Annotated in this window: 11 protein-coding genes; 5 read left to right on the forward strand and 6 right to left on the reverse strand. The window is 39.2% G+C overall.

Annotated elements, in window-relative coordinates; all coding sequences use genetic code 11:
• Nucleotides 1-171: 171 nt before the first annotated feature.
• Together DUT70_RS03890 and DUT70_RS03895 are read right to left on the reverse strand one after the other, a co-directional pair.
• Nucleotides 172-942, reverse strand: coding sequence for a M90 family metallopeptidase (locus tag DUT70_RS03890; RefSeq protein ID WP_113645970.1), 771 nt, complete (start codon nucleotides 940-942; stop codon nucleotides 172-174).
• 97 nt (nucleotides 943-1,039) lie between these two features.
• A complete protein-coding gene (locus tag DUT70_RS03895) occupies nucleotides 1,040-1,558 on the reverse strand; it encodes a glutathione peroxidase (RefSeq protein ID WP_113645971.1) in 519 nt (172 codons plus the stop codon).
• 643 nt (nucleotides 1,559-2,201) lie between these two features.
• Here DUT70_RS03895 and DUT70_RS03900 point away from each other — a divergent pair.
• The 5 genes from DUT70_RS03900 (at nucleotide 2,202) to pbpC (ending at nucleotide 15,234) form a co-directional block, all read left to right on the forward strand.
• Nucleotides 2,202-2,891, forward strand: coding sequence for a hypothetical protein (locus DUT70_RS03900; protein WP_113645972.1), 690 nt, complete (start codon nucleotides 2,202-2,204; stop codon nucleotides 2,889-2,891).
• A gap of 228 nt (nucleotides 2,892-3,119) precedes the next feature.
• Nucleotides 3,120-5,660: a type I DNA topoisomerase gene (gene topA, locus DUT70_RS03905; RefSeq protein ID WP_113645973.1), complete on the forward strand. Its 2,541-nt coding sequence runs from the start codon at nucleotides 3,120-3,122 to the stop codon at nucleotides 5,658-5,660.
• Nucleotides 5,661-5,866: 206 nt separating this feature from the next.
• Nucleotides 5,867-6,271, forward strand: a complete 405-nt coding sequence (locus DUT70_RS03910) for a hypothetical protein (protein ID WP_113645974.1) — start codon at nucleotides 5,867-5,869, stop codon at nucleotides 6,269-6,271.
• Between the two features lie 729 nt (nucleotides 6,272-7,000).
• Nucleotides 7,001-12,592 (forward strand): alpha-2-macroglobulin family protein, encoded by a 5,592-nt coding sequence (locus DUT70_RS03915; RefSeq protein ID WP_113645975.1) that lies wholly within the window; start codon nucleotides 7,001-7,003, stop codon nucleotides 12,590-12,592.
• 269 nt (nucleotides 12,593-12,861) lie between these two features.
• Complete coding sequence (pbpC, locus tag DUT70_RS03920; protein ID WP_113646556.1) at nucleotides 12,862-15,234, forward strand: penicillin-binding protein 1C; 2,373 nt, start codon at nucleotides 12,862-12,864, stop codon at nucleotides 15,232-15,234.
• Between the two features lie 293 nt (nucleotides 15,235-15,527).
• Here pbpC and DUT70_RS03925 read toward each other — a convergent pair whose 3' ends face one another.
• The 4 genes from DUT70_RS03925 to DUT70_RS03940 all read right to left on the reverse strand — a co-directional run bounded on the left by DUT70_RS03925 (nucleotide 15,528) and on the right by DUT70_RS03940 (nucleotide 18,826).
• Nucleotides 15,528-16,217 carry a lysoplasmalogenase gene (locus tag DUT70_RS03925; protein WP_113645976.1) on the reverse strand — a complete coding sequence of 230 codons (690 nt, stop codon included), beginning with the start codon at nucleotides 16,215-16,217 and terminating at the stop codon, nucleotides 15,528-15,530.
• A complete protein-coding gene (locus DUT70_RS03930) occupies nucleotides 16,210-17,427 on the reverse strand; it encodes a sterol desaturase family protein (protein ID WP_113645977.1) in 1,218 nt (405 codons plus the stop codon). Before DUT70_RS03930 ends, DUT70_RS03925 begins: the two co-directional genes overlap by 8 nt.
• A gap of 301 nt (nucleotides 17,428-17,728) precedes the next feature.
• Nucleotides 17,729-18,427, reverse strand: a complete 699-nt coding sequence (locus tag DUT70_RS03935) for a DUF421 domain-containing protein (RefSeq protein WP_205529724.1) — start codon at nucleotides 18,425-18,427, stop codon at nucleotides 17,729-17,731.
• Nucleotides 18,428-18,475: 48 nt separating this feature from the next.
• Nucleotides 18,476-18,826: a hypothetical protein gene (locus tag DUT70_RS03940; protein ID WP_113645978.1), complete on the reverse strand. Its 351-nt coding sequence runs from the start codon at nucleotides 18,824-18,826 to the stop codon at nucleotides 18,476-18,478.

Genomic DNA, 18,826 nt, shown 5'->3' on the forward strand with positions numbered 1-18,826 from the left:
TATGACTATGAATGGAACTTGCGGTCTCGACTACACTGCGTTTCGGTCGAAATGACGCACTGAGGTTATGCCTGTGGTTGAATGTATGGCTTGTGTTATCATCACACTACAAAAACCTGTAAGTTGATAGAAGTACGCCCCTCCCTTTGGCACTCCTCTAAAAGAGGGGAATTAGGCCAATTTTTGTCCGAAAATCTTGCTTAACCCATCATACAAAGCTGGATGTTTATCTTTCATCCGTTCTGGATTTTCGAAGAAGTATTCGGAAGTTACCGCAAAAAATTCTGCTTCATTGGTAATGGCATAAGGATTAATGTCCGATTGGTTATCTTCAATTCTTTGTATTTCCTGATGCATCATTTTCACCCATGGAATAGCATATCCATGCTTCATGAAATTCTGTGGTATCCCATCGGTAGCGCCGTCAGATTTGTCCAACAGGTGCACGAACTCATGTATGCCTGTATTTTCTCTGCCTGCGCTTTTGCTAAAACCATGTCTTAAAGCTGATTGTGACAAAATCATTTGTCCGTTCATGTAGCCATCGCCTACCATGCCCATTATATTTCGCTCGCCTTCGGCAAATTGAAAGTCCTTATTGAAGGTGTCAGGATATAACAATACCGTACCGAGGTTACGGTATTCCCATTCATCAAAACCTAAAATTGGAATCACGGCGCTTGCTCCTACCAATATTCTATCTAATGGAGAAATTTCAACGCCAATGCCTTCGATTTTAATACCTCCTAGAAAGTGTGCTAATTTATCTTCGAACAACAACTTTTTAGGCGGGTCAAGTGCTGCATAAAACGCTACATGTTCTAGCAATAGCTGTTTATCCTGTTTGCTTAAATTGCTAGGATTGACTTTCTTTTTTCTGAAAATGAAATAAAGGGCAACCACTAAGAAAACAAGCAGGATAAAGTATGGATATAGGTTCACAGGGGTAAATAGGTTAGCGTTAGAGAATGGCGAATTTGACTATGCAAAAGATAGCAGCAGTACGAAGAGATTTATTTCTAGTACTGCTGCTATTAAATTAAAAGTTTTTTACAATCTGCTCGTCAAGTGGTTTAACGGCAGAGCGGTAACGGTGTACCAACTCTCCTTTTTCGTTGATGAGGAATTTTTCAAAGTTCCATTTAATATCACCAGTGAAATCGGGGTTGGTTTGTGTAGTTAAATATTGGAATAATGGCGAAATACCCTCTCCTTTTACATTACTTTTTTCGGCAATTAAAAAGGTAGTATTGAATTTGCTACTACAAAATTCTTTGATTTCTGCATTGCTGCCCAGCTCCTGTCCGCCAAAGTTTGCCGATGGAAAGCCAATAAGCACAACGTTTTTACCGTATTGCTTGTGTAGTTTTTCCAAATCTTCGTACTGTTTGGTGTAGCCACATTTAGAAGCAGTGTTTACGATTAAAATCTTCTTCCCTTTAAATTTAGAAAGTTTTACTTCCTTGCCGTCTAAGGTTTTAAATGAGAAACTATAAATATCTTTTGGGGGATTTGGCGCTGTTATTAAGCCCAAAAATAATAACAAAGTATTGAACATGATTTTTAGTTTTTTATATAAACGAATATAGGTAGAAAAAGATTGTTTCGATGATGTTAAGTTTAAATGAACTGTAGTTTTCTGGTAAAACTTCTGGATAGACTTACTGTAATTGAGACTTACGAAGTTTCCAAAACTTCGTAAGTCTATCAAGGCTTCTACATTTTATGTTTTAGACACCCCGCCCTTTGGGCACCCCTCTAGAAGAGGGGAATTGGGATAGAAGATATTTAAAACCACATATACAAATAGGGACATTCTCATTCTTAACAGTTATAAAATTAGAATTATGAATCTTCTGATATAGTTTACATCTACTTATCATTTCATTAAAATCTTTTTACGCAAATTAGTTATGCGTCTATGTGGTCGTTATTTTTTTTGGATAAATTTCAGATAGCTTCTAAGTGATTTGCACTGGTTTGAGTTAAATAGCCCCGACAGTAGCGAGCATGTAGCCCGAGTTTACGCAGGGCGAAGTAAAGCGGATGGCGGGACCAAAGATTAATAGTAGCATGATCATTGCGCTTCTATTTGAAATTTTAAAGATTCTACGAAGGCTGTGTGATGACGTATTAAAGGTATTTGTTTGAAGTTTTGCATTTTTTGAAGGAAGCCTCAAAATATTCATATATTTGGTTACATGAAATCTGCTCGATTATCATTTTATAGTCTTGTACTATTCGCCAGTGCTCTGTGGTTCTCTGCTTGTAATAAAGAGACGAATGCGCCGAAGCCTGATTTGGCATATAATTATTTTCCTTTAAAGGTTGACCAAGTAAATATCTATAATGTAGATTCGACGGTTTATAATGATTTCAACAACTCTACTACTTTATTCCAGTTTCAATTAAAGGATATTGTGGTGAGTAAATTTAAAGATGCAGAAGGTTATGAGGCGTACCGAGTAGAACGTTATAAGAAAACCAGTACGCAGGATTGGTTTTTCCAAAAGCTGATTACACGCCGGATGATTAATAACAGAGCGGAAGAAGTTTTGGATAATAGAAGGTATGTGCGCTTGGTGTTCCCTCCTTCGTTGCAATCGACATGGAATGGTAATCTTTACAACGACTTAGATGTTTGGCGCCACGAGATTACGGCTATTGACGTTCCGTTGACGATAGGCGTTAACAAACTTGATTCGACCTTAAATATTACGCAATACAATGAAGTAAATTTGATTAGAGAGGATATCTATTTAGAAACTTATGCCAAAAATGTAGGTTTAGTGGTAAAAGAAGTAAAAGCGATTGATAAAGATATTACTACTGGCCGAACCCGTAGAGGCTTTATGTATAAGATGCAGTTAGATAGTTTTAGTACTAAATAATTTGGTTTTTAATTAAATCATAATATTGGCTTTCAGCTTCCCAAGCAACATTTTAACCTTTTTACTTGAGTTTAAATAGTCCATAACAGAGCTTAATGGAGTAACAAAACAATTGAAGGATTTGTGTTCGTAATTTTGGCCTGCTTTAAAACTTTATTTCAAAAAAAACGCTACCAATTTTGAATTTGGTTGATTTTATAGTTTTATTTGCACAAAATCCCCTAATTAATGGCAAAAAATTTATTGATAGTTGAGTCACCCGCAAAAGCGAAAACCATAGAAGGATACCTTGGAAAAGATTTCCTAGTAAAATCTAGCTACGGCCACATTCGCGACTTGGTTAAAGGTGACATGGGCATTGATGTGGACAATAATTTTTCGCAAACTTATGAGGTACCCGCTGATAAGAAGCAGGTGGTTACTGAATTGAAAAAACTAGCTAAGGATGCCGAAATGGTATGGCTAGCATCCGATGAGGACCGCGAGGGAGAAGCTATTTCATGGCACTTATTTGAAACATTAGGGTTAAAAACAGAGAAAACAAAACGTATTGTATTTCACGAAATCACCAAACCTGCGATATTAAAAGCGATAGAAACCCCTAGGGGTATTGATTATAACTTGGTTTATGCGCAACAGGCCCGTAGGGTTTTAGACCGTTTGGTGGGTTTTGAACTTTCGCCAGTACTTTGGAAAAAAGTAAAACCTTCGCTTTCAGCAGGTCGTGTACAATCTGTTGCGGTACGTTTAATTGTAGACAGAGAACGTGAAATCAATAATTTTGAGAGTACCGCCGCTTTTAAGGTTACCGCACAATTTACTACTGGTAAAGGAAAAGAAATTGTAAAGGCAGAGTTGCCCCAAAGATTTGAAAAGGCTGAAGAGGCTGAAAAATTCCTTCAGGATTGCATCAACGCTAATTTTAAAGTAAATAATTTAGAGGTTAAGCCTGCTAAACGTAATCCAGCAGCGCCTTTTACCACTTCTACTTTACAACAGGAAGCTTCCAGAAAACTGGGATTTTCGGTTGCACGCACCATGCAAATTGCTCAAAGGCTTTACGAAAATGGTAAAATCACCTATATGCGTACCGATTCGGTAAACTTATCGGAAACTGCCATTGCTGCTGCTGCTGCTGAAATTAAATCGGCTTACGGTAACCAATACCACCAACCAAGAGTTTACAAAACGAAATCTGCAGGTGCACAAGAGGCTCACGAGGCTATCCGTCCTACTTATTTTGACCAACATACCACTAGTGGCGATGCTTCGGAAAGACGCTTGTATGAGCTGATTTGGAAGCGTGCCATTGCTTCGCAAATGAGTGAGGCTATTTTTGAGAAAACAACGGTTGATATTGGTGTAAGCACTCGTAACGAAGTTTTTGGTGCAGAGGGTGAAGTGTTGAAATTCGACGGTTTCTTAAAGGTGTACTTGGAATCGACTGATGATGAGGAGGATGAGAACGAAAGCAACATGCTTCCTGCATTAACTAGAGGTCAGGAACTTTCATTAAAGGAAATGTTGGCGACAGAGCGCTTCTCAAGACCGCCAGCACGTTATACTGAGGCTAGTTTGGTAAAGAAATTAGAAGAGCTTGGCATTGGCCGTCCTTCTACTTATGCGCCAACCATTTCAACCATCCAAAACAGAGGTTATGTGGTAAAGGAAGATAGGGATGGTAAAAAAAGAGAATATTTAGCTTTTGCGTTGAGCAATGGCGACATCACCAAGCAAAAGAAATCAGAAATTACAGGTGCTGAGAAGTCGAAACTATTTCCAACCGATATTGGCGAGGTGGTTAACGATTTCTTGGTAGCGCATTTTAAAGGTATTGTAGATTTTAATTTCACCGCTAACGTTGAAAAGCAGTTTGATGAAATTGCGCAAGGTTTACAAGAATGGACAGCAATGCTCCACTCCTTTTATAAGCCTTTTCACAATGAAGTAGAAACGACCATTGAAACCGCTGACAGAGCCACTGGTGAACGCTTATTGGGTGTTGATCCTGTAAGTGGTAAAAACGTTTATGCCAAAGTGGGCAGATACGGGCCATTGGTGCAAATTGGTGAGCTTAGCGATGATGATACGGACAAACCACGTTATGCCAGTTTAACCAAAATGCAATCTGTAGGTACCATTTCACTTGAAGAGGCTTTGGATTTATTCAAGTTGCCTTTCCAGCTGGAAGATTATCAAGGTAAAGAGGTTTCTGTAGGATTGGGACGTTTTGGTCCTTATGTGAAATGGGGAGATGCTTTTATCTCTATCCCTAAAAATGTAGACCCATTAACAATAGATAACGAAAGAGCAATTGAGATTATTAGTGAGAAGTTAGATGCTGATGCTCCTGTGGCTCATTTCCAAAATATGCCTGTAACTAAAGGCAAAGGACGTTTTGGACCATTTATTAAATGGAATGAGTTGTTTATCAATGTACCAAAGGCTTATAACTTCGATAACCTTTCTCAAAAGGATATTGATGAGTTGATTAGTAAGAAGATTGAAAAGGAAAATAATCGTTTCATCCAGCAATGGACTGAACATAAAATAGCGATTGAAAACGGCAGATGGGGACCTTTCATCCGTTTTGGCAAGGATATGTTGAAACTGGGTAATAACCCTGCTACGAAACAAAAATATACTGCAGAGGAACTTTCGAGCATTTCATTAGATGAGGTAAAGGCGCTTATTGTCGCTCAAAAGCCAGATGCTTTTGAAAGTAAAAAGAAAGCTCCTGCTAAAAAGGCTGCAGCGAAGAAAAAATAGGCACACTGGCGCACCGTCATTTCGAACGCATGTGAGAAATCTAGCGATGGATATTCTTATTGATAGATTTCTCCTTTCCGAAAATCGCAGAAGGCCTCCCCTCGTCGAAATGACGTAAATAGGAATTTTTCTGTTTAAATAGAATTGTTCGCCTTTTATCGCTTTAAGATTCCGAAATAAATTCGGAATGACGAAAATTGTAAAAAATGAAAAAAGACTTACCTGATAATATCGTAGAAGACGTAGCTATTGCCGTTGCCTTAATGAGCGAAACTCCAGAAGTGAAAAACTGGACCGTTTTTTTAGTGAATTTGAAGAATGAACCCATCACCAATGTGCTGATTACTTCTAAAGGTTATGGCGAGAAAGATGGCAAGGAAGTTAAAACCTCATTATTAAGACATTTTATAGGTGATGTTGATGCGCAAGCTTACGCTGGTGTGGAAGCTATTGACCCTGCAGTTTTTGGCTTGACCAATGAATATTGGTTGAGTTATTACATTGGTAATACCATTTACGACAAGAAATTCATTTTCCTTCCCGAAAGTATTGTTGATGGCAATTTGATTAGAATTCCAGTGCTTAATAAGCCTGGGGTGATGATTAAGTAACGTGAACTCGGGTTAAGAAAATACTTTATACACATCATAATCAGTATTTTAAGACAAAAAATCAGTTTTCTACTACTATTTATGGTTTTGTCGCTTCGCGGACAAACTTTTTTCCTGTAGATGAAAAAAGTATGCAAAAAAATCCACGGCTGCGCCCTGTTCTGTTAAAGGCAGTACTAAGGCCAATTTGTGCTTCCCGAACAGGCCAAGGCCGATTTTAGTAGAACGAAGAGGTTTTGCTAGGGCTGGAGATAATGAAAAATCACAAAACGCTTATCCCGAACTCACGTTAAGTAGGTTTTCTGTTCATAGGAATCCGCTGTCTTTGTACCCAACTCGATTGGGCATCGTAATGCAATGATAGGCTTAGTTGAGTTGTTTGAGGTTTTGCAGGCATATTGCTTTAGGATTTCCGCCTACGCGGAAATGACGTGCTATGAAACGGAGGGTGCTAAATGTTTGCAATGAAGCTTAATATTACTCCATCCCAATTCCCCTCTTCCAGAGGGGTGCCCAAAGGGCGGGGTGTTCTGAATGATTAAAACTTACGAAGTTTCCAAAACTTCGTAGGTCTAAGGTTCTAAAGATGGCAGCACATTTTAAAACTTCGTAAACCTACTGGAAAGCGATATGTTCAAAACCATGAGTTGTTGACAACTCTTTTCTCAACATCCGAAACAGTTTTATACTTTTTTCGTTAATTTCAATACGTACTCACACTACATTCTTATGAATCAAGAAAACACCTCTAAACGCCCTAATCTAAAAGTTATTTTAATTGGCGCTCTAGTTTTAATCCTCATCACTGCGGGTTATTTCCTCCTTAAAAAAGACAGAAAACAGGACCACACTCAATTTGCAAAATACATTGATGCGTATACTTCTGGTATCGTTTCCAAAAAGAGCAATATCAGAGTCCACCTTGCCAGTTCGGTGAGCAATATTGCCGATTTGGGTGAAGTAAAGCAAGACTTGTTTGATTTCTCGCCTAGCATTAAAGGGAAGACTTACTGGATAGATGCCCAAACTTTGGAGTTTAGACCAGAGGAAGATTTAAAGCCTGACCAAAAATATGAAGCTACACTAAACTTGGATAAAGTATTGCCTGTTGAAAAGGGATTGGAAGAGTTTGAATTTGATTTCAAAGTAATTAGACCTGCCCTATCACTCACTGAAAATGGTTTGGTATCTCAAAATAATACCTCCTTAAACTTAATGAAGCTGACAGGTGAAATCAGTACTGCTGATGCCGAAGATACCCAAAGCATTGAGAAAGCTTTAACCGTAGATTTCAATCAAAAACTAAAAGTAAAGTGGAACCATAATCCGCAAAAGCAAATTTCGACCTTTACCATTGATAGCATTGCTAAAACTAAAAGCGAGCAAAGTCTTAGTTTAAAATGGGATGGTAATGTAATTGGTGCTGACGATAATAGCGGAAAAGTAACGCTACAGGTGCCAGCGCTAAATGTGTTTAAGGTTTTGGCGATTAAAGCCGTTCAACAGCAGGAAGATTTTGTATTAATCCAATGTTCTGAACCTGTTAGTGTGACACAAGATTTGGCTGGGTTAATCGCTATAGCAAGTTTAAGTGATTTAAGATTTACCATCGACGGTAGTCAAATTAAAGCCTATGCTCCCGATGCTTTAGAAGGTAATTACAATGTAGTGGTTAATCAAAGCATCACCAATATTAACGGTACCAATTTACAAAGTGCAAAAACTGCTAATGTCATTTTTGAGAACAAAAAGCCAGCCGTAACTATTGCAGGTGCTGGTACCATTCTACCTAATTCTGGTAAGTTGGTGCTTCCTTTTGAAGCCGTTAACCTTAAAGCAGTTGACGTAACGATTATCAAAATATACCAAGAAAACATTCCTCAATTTTTTCAAGTCAACAATTATAGAGAAGGAAATGAATTGCGTCGCGTAGCGAAACCTATCCTACAAAAAACTATTCATCTTAATGAAGACAAATCTTTAGACTTACATAAAAAGAACCGTTTTACGCTGGATCTTGACAAGCTCATCAAAACAGAGCCTGGTGCGATGTATCGTGTAAGCATCATGTTTAAGCAAGCGTATAGTGTGTATAGCTGTACGCAAGCGAGTGCTGCTGATACCGAAGAAGGAGACGGTGAATATGATGGTTACGATGGCTATGATTATGGTCAGAAAATAGATGAGGATGACGATTTTTGGAACAATTACAACAACTACTATCCTAAAGGCTATCGTTGGAACGAACGTGAAAATCCATGCTCTCCATCCTATTACACCAGCGAGAGGTGGGCACATCGGAATTTACTATCGTCAAATATTGGATTAATTGCCAAGCGAGGAAATGATGAAAGCATGTTGGTGGTAGCTACGGATTTACTTTCGGCAAAACCGATGAGTGGCGTTAGCATCGAACTGCTAGACTACCAAAAACAAGTATTGACTACCGTAAAAACTGATGGCGATGGAATGGCGACCTTCTCGTTAAAGAGAAAGCCGTTTTTATTGGTCGCTAAAAATGGCAATGAACGTGGTTACCTTAAATTGGATGACGGAAACTCTTTGCCATTATCAAGGTTTGACGTAGGTGGCGATATTGTTCAGAATGGTATCAAAGGCTTTATTTATGGTGAACGTGGCGTATGGCGACCTGGTGACAGTCTTTACCTGTCCTTCATTTTAGAAGATAAGCTTCAGAAGTTACCAGACAATTACCCCGTGGTGTTCGAGCTTTATAATCCAAAAGGACAGCTGATTAAAAAACTGAGTAATGCCAAGCCGATCAACGGTTTTTACACCTTTAAAACAGCTACCGAGAGCACTGCTCCAACGGGCAGCTGGCAAGCGAAATTTAAAGCTGGTGGTGCTGTGTTTACTAAAAACCTTAAAATAGAAACTGTCACGCCAAACCGTATCAAAATCAATTTTGACCTTGGTGGTAAAAAATATCTGGGCAATGGCAGAGCTTCGGCAGCCACATTATCTGCAAAGTGGCTATTTGGTACGCCAGCGCAAAATTTAAAGGCAAAGGTGGATATTAACTTGAGCAAAGACGCAACTACCTTTAAAAACTTTCAAGATTATTCTTTCGATAACCCAATTGTTCAATTTGATACACAATTAAGAACCGTTTTTGAAGGCACCTTAAACGATGATGGTGTAGCGGTGGTCAACACCAACTTGAATAACATGACCGCTGCGCCCGGTATTTTAAGGGCCAATATTACCACCAAGATATTTGAACCAGGTGGCAATTTTAGCATTGACAACTTCAGTATCCCCTACCACGTTTACGATAATTATTTCGGCATAAAAGCTCCTCAAGGCGATAAATTTACGGACATGTTGGTGACGGGCAAAAATCACGAGGTGGATATTGTAAATGTGAATAGAGATGGCGTGTTGTTAAATGCCAATAAATCAGTTACTGTAGCCCTTTATAAAATCCAATGGCGTTGGTGGTGGGAACAAAACAATGAGGAAAGCTTTGCCAATTTTACTCAAAACGAATACAACAAACTCATTAAAGTTGAGCAAGTGCAAATGACTGGCGGAAAAGCCAAATGGAATTTAAGAGTTGATGAACCTGAATGGGGCCGATATTTGATTATTGTGGGTGGTGCCAATGGCGGAGGTCATTTTGCGGCTAGAGAAGTGTATATCGATTGGCCAGGATGGGCGCAGCGTGAGCGAGGTAACAATCCTACCGAAGCCTCCATGTTATCGTTTACGGCCAACAAAGCTAAATACAATGTTGGCGATAACATCACCCTTACCATTCCTTCCCCTGAAAATGGCAGGGCATTAATTTCGATAGAAAATGGTAGCAGAGTGGTGAAAACTTACTGGACAGATACTAAAAAAGGTCAAACGCAATTCACTTTCAAAGCTGAAAAGAACATGACGCCTAATGTGTTTGTCAACGTGACTTTGTTGCAACCGCATAGCCAAACGGTTAACGATATGCCAATTAGGATGTATGGCGCCATACCGTTGACCATCGAAAATCCTGAAACGATATTAAAGCCTCAAATTAGCATTGCCAAAGAACTGCGTCCAGAATTAGAAAGTAGCTTATCTGTTAGTGAGGAAAAAGGCAAGGCCATGACCTATACCATCGCTATTGTTGATGAAGGTTTGTTAGATCTTACCCGATTTAAAACGCCTGACCCACATGCTTCATTTTATGCCAGAGAAGGTTTGGGCGTAAAAACTTGGGATCTTTTTGACCAGGTACTAGGCGCATGGGGCGGAAATTTAGAGCGTATATTGAGCATCGGTGGTGACGCTGCCATCAATAAAAACATCAATCCTGCCAAAGCAAACAGATTTAAACCTGTAGTGAAATTTATGGGGCCTTACCAGTTAGGCAAAGGCGAAAAGAAAACCCATAAATTTACCTTGCCACAATATATTGGCTCTGTAAAAGTGATGGTGGTAGCGGGTAATGATGGTGCTTATGGTCAGGCAGAAAAAGCAGTAGAAGTTAAAAAACCGATCATGCTTTTAGCTTCAGTACCAAGGGTAATTGGTCCTGGTGAAAGCTTTACTTTGCCTGTAAATGTGTTCGCTACCAATAACAACCTTAAAAAAGTGTCGGTGAGTTTGCAAACCAGCAACTTACAGATTAACCAGACCAATCAGCAACATTTAACTTTTGCCAAAGCGGGCGACCAATTGACCTATTTCAATGTTACGGCACCAAATCGTACAGGTATTGCCAAGATTAGAATCATAGCGCAAAGCGGAAAAGAGAAAACTGTTTCTGATGTAGAATTGGATATCAGAAATCCAAATCCAATCGTTACCAATGTCGTTTCGGCAGTGATACAGCCTGGCCAAACTTGGAGCGGCAATTATCAGGCTATTGGTACTACGGGAACTAATAGTGGTACTTTGGAAGTATCATCTATCCCTCCTATCAATTTAGAAAAACGATTAGGCTATCTTATCCAATATCCGCATGGTTGCGTTGAGCAAACTACTTCTGGTATTTTCCCTCAATTGTATTTAGATAAATTATCTGCCCTAAGCGAACAGAAAAAGGCACAGGTAGAGCGTAATGTCAAAGCTGGAATTAATAAGCTGAAAGGTTTTCAAACGACTGATGGTGGTTTAGCCTACTGGCCAGGAAATAACACGGCCGATGAATGGGGAACCAATTATGCGGGTCATTTCCTCATTGAAGCACAAGAAAGCGGTTATGCACTTCCAGTGGGTTTATACGATGGTTTAATCCGTTATCAAAAGAGTAAAGCCAATAATTGGACACCTAACGCCAATAATTTCTATGGTGGAGATTTGAGTCAGGCCTACCGTTTATATGTATTGGCTTTGGCCAAGAAACCAGAAATGGCTGCCATGAACAGATTAAGAGCTTTTGAATACCTAACGGATGCTGCTAAATGGCGATTGGCAGCGGCCTACCAAATGGCGGGGCAAAGTGCAGCCGCCAATAGCTTGATCAAAGGCTTACCTACGCAGGTAGAAGCTTATCAGCAATTGGGAGGTACTTATGGTTCCGATTTAAGAGACCAGGCCATGATTATGGAAACCTTAACGCTAATGGGACAACGCAATAGAGCACTGCAATTGCTCAATAAAGTGGCTGCTAAATTGGGTGAAGACCAATGGTACAGCACGCAAACTACTGCATACAGTTTGTTGGCTATTGCAAAATTCTGTGGTGAACAAAAATCGGCCAGACAGTTGAATTTCCAATACGTGTTAGATGGTGTGAAAGGCAATGTCAACAACAATCAGTATTACAGCAGTACACCAATTACTTTCAAGAGCAATAATGCCAGCATTACCAATAAGGGTAAGAGCGTACTTTTTGCTCGTTTAATTGTACAAGGTCGTCCTGCTACTGGACAAAATGACTTCCTACCGAACCACCCTGATGTGCTAACCATGGAAATCACTTATAAAACCATGAAAGGACAGGTATTAAATCCAGCGAAACTGAAACAGGGGCAGGATTTTTATGCAGAAGTAAATGTGAAAAACACAGGGCGACAAGGTTTGTATGAGCAGATGGCATTGACACAGATTTTCCCGTCGGGATGGGAAATTATCAATACCCGCTTGCATGATAACGAAGGTGCTTTTACCTCTTCTGGTTATGACTATCAGGACATCAGGGATGACAGGGTACTTACCTATTTCAGTTTAAGGGAAAATGAGATTAAAACATTTAGGGTGTTATTAAATGCTTCTTATTTGGGAAGATTCTATCTTTCTACAGTACAATGCGAAGCCATGTATAACAATAACATAAGTGCAGCCACTCCAGGCACTTGGGTGGAGGTGTATAAATAGTGGAGTTATGGGTTGCGAGTGATAAATTATCCCATAGCATGTAACTCGCAACCTTTAACTCTTAACTTATATCCTAGGCCAAATATTAGTGAGTATAAAGCGCACAAAGCCCGCTGAAAATTTAATGATAGTAACAATTCTTTCCATATTAGCGTCTCCTTTGGTTTATATCAACCAAATGGAATAAATGTTACCACTATTTTGCCACAGATGCACAAATACGATTGTCTATGCATCTGTGGCTTAAACATGTCACTACTAAAACCAAAATGAAAAAAGAGATTAAAGCCATAATATATGTTGATGCCTTATTTTTGGCGCTCTTTATTTTCTTTTGGTTTTCACTTCCCAAACCTTTATTTAACACCCCTACTTCTTTTGTAATAGAAGCTAGTAATGGTGAATTATTGAGTGCTTCCATTGCTAAGGATGGTCAATGGCGGTTTCCAGTATCAGACAGTATACCCGAGAAATTTGCAAAATGTATCATCACTTTTGAAGACAAGCGTTTCTATCGTCATTTTGGGGTAGATTTTATCGCAGTAGCCAGAGCGAGTGTTCAAAATATCAAAGCTAAAAGCGTGGCTAGCGGTGCCAGTACTTTAAGCATGCAGGTAATTCGTCTCTCGAGGAAAAAGCAACGCAGTTTTTTACAAAAAATAGCGGAAATGTGGATGGCTACCCGCTTAGAGGTGAGTTATTCTAAAGATGAAATTTTAGCATTGTACGCGGCCAATGCACCTTTTGGCAGTAACGTAGTTGGTTTAGAAGCCGCCAGTTGGCGATACTACGGTAGAGCGCCCGAACAGTTATCGTGGGGCGAGATGGCTACTTTAGCCGTATTGCCCAATAGTCCATCATTGGTACACCCTGGTAAAAACGCCACCAAGCTCATCATCAAAAGAAATAACCTATTGGATAAGTTGGTTGAGGCAAAAGTAATAGACCGTAGTACGGCACAGCTTTCAAAAGCGGAACCCATTCCTACTGCCCCATTGGCTTTGCCACAACATGCCCCACATTTGCTGAATCGTTTTAAGGATGAAATCAAACAACTCGGAGAACCAAGTACCAAAATTACTTCCACTATTGACTACGACTTGCAGTTAGAACTTAACCGTGTAATTGCACAATATCACCAAAAATTTAGTGCCAATGGCATCAATAACCTATCAGCATTGGTGTTGAGCGTGGCTGACGGAAAAGTGGTTGGGTATGTCGGGAACTGTTACCTGCCTCAGCTCAAAGAAATGGAAAGCCATGTGGATATGATTAGAGCACCTCGCAGTCCTGGCAGTACCCTTAAACCTATCTTATACGCCAGTATGATTAATGATGGTTTCATATTACCACAAACCCTCATTCCCGATGTGCCTACACAAATTGGTGGTTACTCGCCCATGAACTTTGATTTAGGATATGATGGTGCTATTCCTGCAGATAGAGCACTAAGCCGCTCTTTAAATATCCCTGCGGTTAAAATGCTGCAACAGTATAAATATGAGCGGTTTTACGACAAATTAAAGAAGTTACAGTTCTCTACCTTAAACAAACCTGCCGACCATTATGGCCTGTCGCTTATTTTGGGAGGTAGTGAAGTCACGATGTGGGATTTAAGCAAAGCCTATTTAGGAATGGCACGTAGCTTGAACCACTACAACACCTATCAAGGCAAGTACAATAGTGCCGACTATGCTGCTCCGTATTATATCAAGAATAGCAAACCTACAGCAGAAAATATCGAGCAAATTTCGCAATTAGACCACGGGAGCATTTGGGCTACCTTTAATGCCATGGAAGAAGTAATGAGGCCAGGCGATGAAGGATTATGGCAACAATTCAGTTCCTCGCAACGGGTAGCATGGAAAACGGGAACTAGCTTTGGCTTTAGAGATGCTTGGTCGGTTGGACTTACACCCAAATATGTGGTTTGTGTTTGGGTAGGCAATGCCGATGGTGAAGGTAGACCTGGACTTACGGGCATTGAAGCAGCTGCGCCATTAATGTTTGATGTTTTTAGGCTGCTACCCTCTTCAAAATGGTTTGAGATGCCTAAAAGCAAGCTTAAAAAAATAGTGGTGTGTAAACAAAGTGGTTACAAGGCATCTAAAACTTGTGAAACCAAAGTAGTGCAATGGGTTCCGCCAGTTGGAGAAAAAACAACGCTATGTCCCTACCATAAATTGGTACACTTAGATGCTACGGAAAGTTATCAAGTAAATAATCAATGTTATAGCATTAGCCAAATGAAGCATAAAGGCTGGTTTGTATTACCGCCTACCATGGAGTACTACTATAGGGCCAAAAATGTAGATTACAGAACTTTGCCACCATTTATGGAAGGTTGTCAAAATGAAAATATGTCGACCATAGAAATGATTTACCCTAAGCCTAACGCCACCGTTTATATTCCTTTGGAAATTGATGGCAATAGAGGAAAAGCAGTTTTTAATGCAGCGCATCGAAATGCCAATGCCACCATCCACTGGCATATTGACCAACAATACATTGGTACCACTAAAAATTATCACCAAATGGCCGTTAGCCCTACGCCAGGAAAACATGTGCTCACTTTAACCGACGATAATGGAGAAAGGTTAGTGCAGGTATTTACAGTACTAAATAAGGATGAGGAAAACTAGTTAGTGTAAGTTTTGAATAATCGTTTTGCGATTTTTCATTATCTCCAGCCCAAGCAACCCCCCTTCGTTCTGCTAAAATCGGCCTTGGCCTGTTCGGGAAGCACAAATTGGCCTTAATTGTTCCTTTAACAGAACAGGGCGCAGCCGTGGATTTTTTTGCATACTTTTTTCATCTACAGGAAAAAAGTTTGTCCGCGAAGCGACAAAGCCATAAATATTAGCAGGAACTGATTTTTTTGACCTAAAAATCTGATTAAAATGTTTAGAAAGTATTTTCTTATCCCGAACTGAAATTAATTGGGCTTGATGTATTTACGTTCAATAGTTCCCATGCAAATGAGAAACTGGGCCAACATATAAGTAGTCATCACCCAAAAATCCCCCATATCCATTCGTTCTACAAATTTGTTATAAGCCAAAGTAGCATCTGAAATGATAAACAAAATTGCCCCTAGCAAAATCCAAAGAAAACTTTTGTAATTTGTTTTTCCATATCTCAAAGCCGCGGTAATGCCCATGAGTGTAATCACGAAGCAATAAGCCAATACAGGAATATTCATGCTGCCTAAGTAAGGTCTGAGGAAATAATAATAGGATATACAAAGGAAGCCAAATACAATAAAAATAGGCAAAACAAAACGTTTCTCGTTCTCTACTTTGCTCTTAAGGTCAACATAAAACGCGGCAATGTAAAACAAGTGCGCAATTAAAAAAGCACTTAGTCCAAGCATAAAATAAAGCTGGTGATGACCAGAAAACATTAACAACACATCGCCCAGTAACGAAAAAAACAGACCTATTTTTATTTTGCTCGTGAAACGGCTTTTTTTCTTGATGGTTAAATAAATAAATATCATCAACGAAATGGTGATTAAAGGTTTGGTAATAAACCTCAATTCACTTAAGTTGTTGGTAACCGCTAGCAGCTCTGCAAAAAAGATGATGGCAAAAGCAAAACTAAATTGAGAGTATTTATTAAGCATTTCGGTATTTGGGTTTGATGAAGAAGAAGTAAATAAGCATCAATAATTGAATTAGGGTTAAGCCTCCTATCCAAGTAATATCGAAGCCAATGTTGTAAAAAAAGTAAAGCATGAAAAAGCCGAGCAGGTATCTTACACTTTCAATGGGTACAAACCAGCGCTTCTTTTCCAACAAAGCGCCGCAAGTAAGCATGCTGATGACGGTGAAAGTAGCCAATAGCATATTGGGCGTTAAAGCGAGCTTGTCAAAATAAAATAGCTGATAAGAACCCAGCGCTAATGCCAATAGAAACAGCAAAACGGCGTACATCATCGTTACGATAGAGGCTTGTGTATCAAATTTTCTATAATTGATGACATCTATTTCTGGAGCAAACTGAAATCCACCCAGTTTTTCGGGAAACCAACCTGGAGGTTTTACAAAAACTTTGATTTTATCTGAAATCCTATCAGATTTTTTTGCTGTTTCTATCAAATCTTTCCAGTAATGCACATTTGCCCAAACTGGGTTCCAACTAGCCAAAGGCTTAGTGATGCCATAATAGACTTCTTCTTCTTCTTTTTGAAAAGTACCAAACATCATATCCCAAATAATGAGCGTACCTGCATGATTTTTGTCAATATATTTAGGGTTAGAGCCATGATGCACACGGTGGTGAGATGGTGTATTGAGGATGTACTCTAAAAATCCCATGCTTTTGATGGTACGGGTATGAATCCAAAACTGATAGAGTGTATTAAAGGAACTTAAGGTTAAAAACATAATTGGGTCAAAGCCTATGAGCGCCAAAGGCAGATAAAATATCCACGAAAACCATCCTTGAAACCACGATTGCCTTAATGCTACGGTTAAATTATACTCTTCTGACTGATGATGAACGATATGTGCTGCCCACAAGGCATTAATTTGATGGCTCATTCGATGAAACCAGTAATAAAAGAAATCGACACCAATAAACAGGATAATCCAAGTCCAAATGGTATTCGGGATTTCAAATAAGCGCCAGTGCTCGAAAATGTACATGTAACCGACAAACAGCACCGATTTCATGAAAAGCCCTACCAATTGTGACCCAATCCCCTGACTAAGATTGGCAATGGAGTCGTTTAATCGGTAGTATTTTAGCTTTTTGTAGAAGGTGTAGGCTAGTTCAATCCCTATCAAAATAAAGAAAATAGGTACTGACAGGGCAATATAATTGGTTTTCATCTGGTTTTATCTGGCGTTTTTCATCAATCGAACAGCAATAATTCGTTAATCTAATTTAATGATTTATCTGAATTATGTACTCCAGGTCGTAGGATTTAACTTCGTTGATTTTCAAATCTCCTCGTCGTGCCTCCTTTGTAATGTTCTTTCATATCTCGTCATTTCGAATGCAGTGAGAAATCTAGTAACTTGATAAATAATAATAGCTTATTTTAACTTAGTTATAGCATGATGTTAGATTTCTCTTCGTCGTACCTCCTTATCGAAATGACGCCTATAGGAGACGATGGAAGGTTTAATTTTAAGTAACTCTCAAGATATTCATTGATTTCACCCATTTATCCCGACTGCAACATTTACAAACTACTTGCTTTGCTGGAGCTATTAAATGAGTATAACCACAAAAGCTGCATGAGTAATAATCCTTATGCTTAATTTCCTCTACTTTGTGGCAAAATAATGCGGGCAATATCGGCAAGCCATATTTTACTTCATCATCTTTATAATAGAATACACTGATACTGCCAGAAGTTTCTAAAATGGCTAATTGCACTTGGCCTAGATGCGACACATTTTTTTGGCGTAATTCGGCAAAGAATTCATCTTGCGCAAGGCTTTCCTTTTTAAAATTCTCAATGGCAAACCTACCATGCTCTATCACACAGGTGCAACTTCCCTCTAAAAGAATTTCTATTTTTTTGCTTTTGTTTACGAAATACGAAGTGATTTTGTAGGCAATCACCACCACTAAAAAAACCGCTACGGCTGATAAAATCCCTACTTCTCTATAAAACATGGGATCACCAGCGGCAGAGCCAAGACCTACAATCACTACCAGTTCGAAGATAGAAAGCTGTTTAACACCCCGTTTGCCTAAAATCCTTAAGCTAACCAATACCACCAAATACATAATAAAGGTGCGAAGCATGATTTCTGGAATGAACAGCCAATCTTCACTTCCAAAAAGTATTTTTTCTAAACTGTCTGCCTGTGTTGCCATGTGCTAGTTTTTATGCTATACAACGCAGCCACAGGAAATTTGTTTAGCTTACAGATTTGCTAAATATTGTTTGAGCAAGCTTTTATTGGCTCGTTGCTTCCAAGCGCTGATGAGCAGTTCCTTTAAAACTTCAGGCGCTGCCCTATCTAAATTCACCAACATGTACTTATAGTTTATATAATGCGGGGTAATAGTAAATGTTTCAGGGTCTTTTTGCATCCATTGCTCCCGTTCTTCCGTATAAATCACCAAATGTTCCTCGTCTTCTTTTAAACGAGCAAACAAACATTTGTTCAAATAAAAAGCGGGTGTGTCAAAACACAGTTTTTCAGAAGTAGCGGGTAGCTCTGCAATCACATTTCGAATAAAAGTAAGCGCCAATATGGTTTTCTGCTCCAT

It is taken from the genome of Pedobacter chitinilyticus (assembly GCF_003313385.1).
In the GTDB taxonomy this organism is placed as follows: Bacteria; Bacteroidota; Bacteroidia; order Sphingobacteriales; family Sphingobacteriaceae; genus Pedobacter; species Pedobacter chitinilyticus.

What these genes read in the sequence shown, in the direction of transcription:
- DUT70_RS03895 (WP_113645971.1), bottom strand. Translation starts at nt 1,558, where the DNA reads ATGTTCAATACTTTGTTATTATTTTTGGGCTTAATAACAGCGCCAAAT.
- DUT70_RS03900 (WP_113645972.1), top strand. Translation starts at nt 2,202, where the DNA reads ATGAAATCTGCTCGATTATCATTTTATAGTCTTGTACTATTCGCCAGT.
- topA (WP_113645973.1), top strand. Translation starts at nt 3,120, where the DNA reads ATGGCAAAAAATTTATTGATAGTTGAGTCACCCGCAAAAGCGAAAACC.
- DUT70_RS03910 (WP_113645974.1), top strand. Translation starts at nt 5,867, where the DNA reads ATGAAAAAAGACTTACCTGATAATATCGTAGAAGACGTAGCTATTGCC.
- DUT70_RS03915 (WP_113645975.1), top strand. Translation starts at nt 7,001, where the DNA reads ATGAATCAAGAAAACACCTCTAAACGCCCTAATCTAAAAGTTATTTTA.
- pbpC (WP_113646556.1), top strand. Translation starts at nt 12,862, where the DNA reads ATGAAAAAAGAGATTAAAGCCATAATATATGTTGATGCCTTATTTTTG.
- DUT70_RS03925 (WP_113645976.1), bottom strand. Translation starts at nt 16,217, where the DNA reads ATGCTTAATAAATACTCTCAATTTAGTTTTGCTTTTGCCATCATCTTT.
- DUT70_RS03930 (WP_113645977.1), bottom strand. Translation starts at nt 17,427, where the DNA reads ATGAAAACCAATTATATTGCCCTGTCAGTACCTATTTTCTTTATTTTG.
- DUT70_RS03935 (WP_205529724.1), bottom strand. Translation starts at nt 18,427, where the DNA reads ATGGCAACACAGGCAGACAGTTTAGAAAAAATACTTTTTGGAAGTGAA.
- DUT70_RS03940 (WP_113645978.1), bottom strand. Translation starts at nt 18,826, where the DNA reads ATGGAGCAGAAAACCATATTGGCGCTTACTTTTATTCGAAATGTGATT.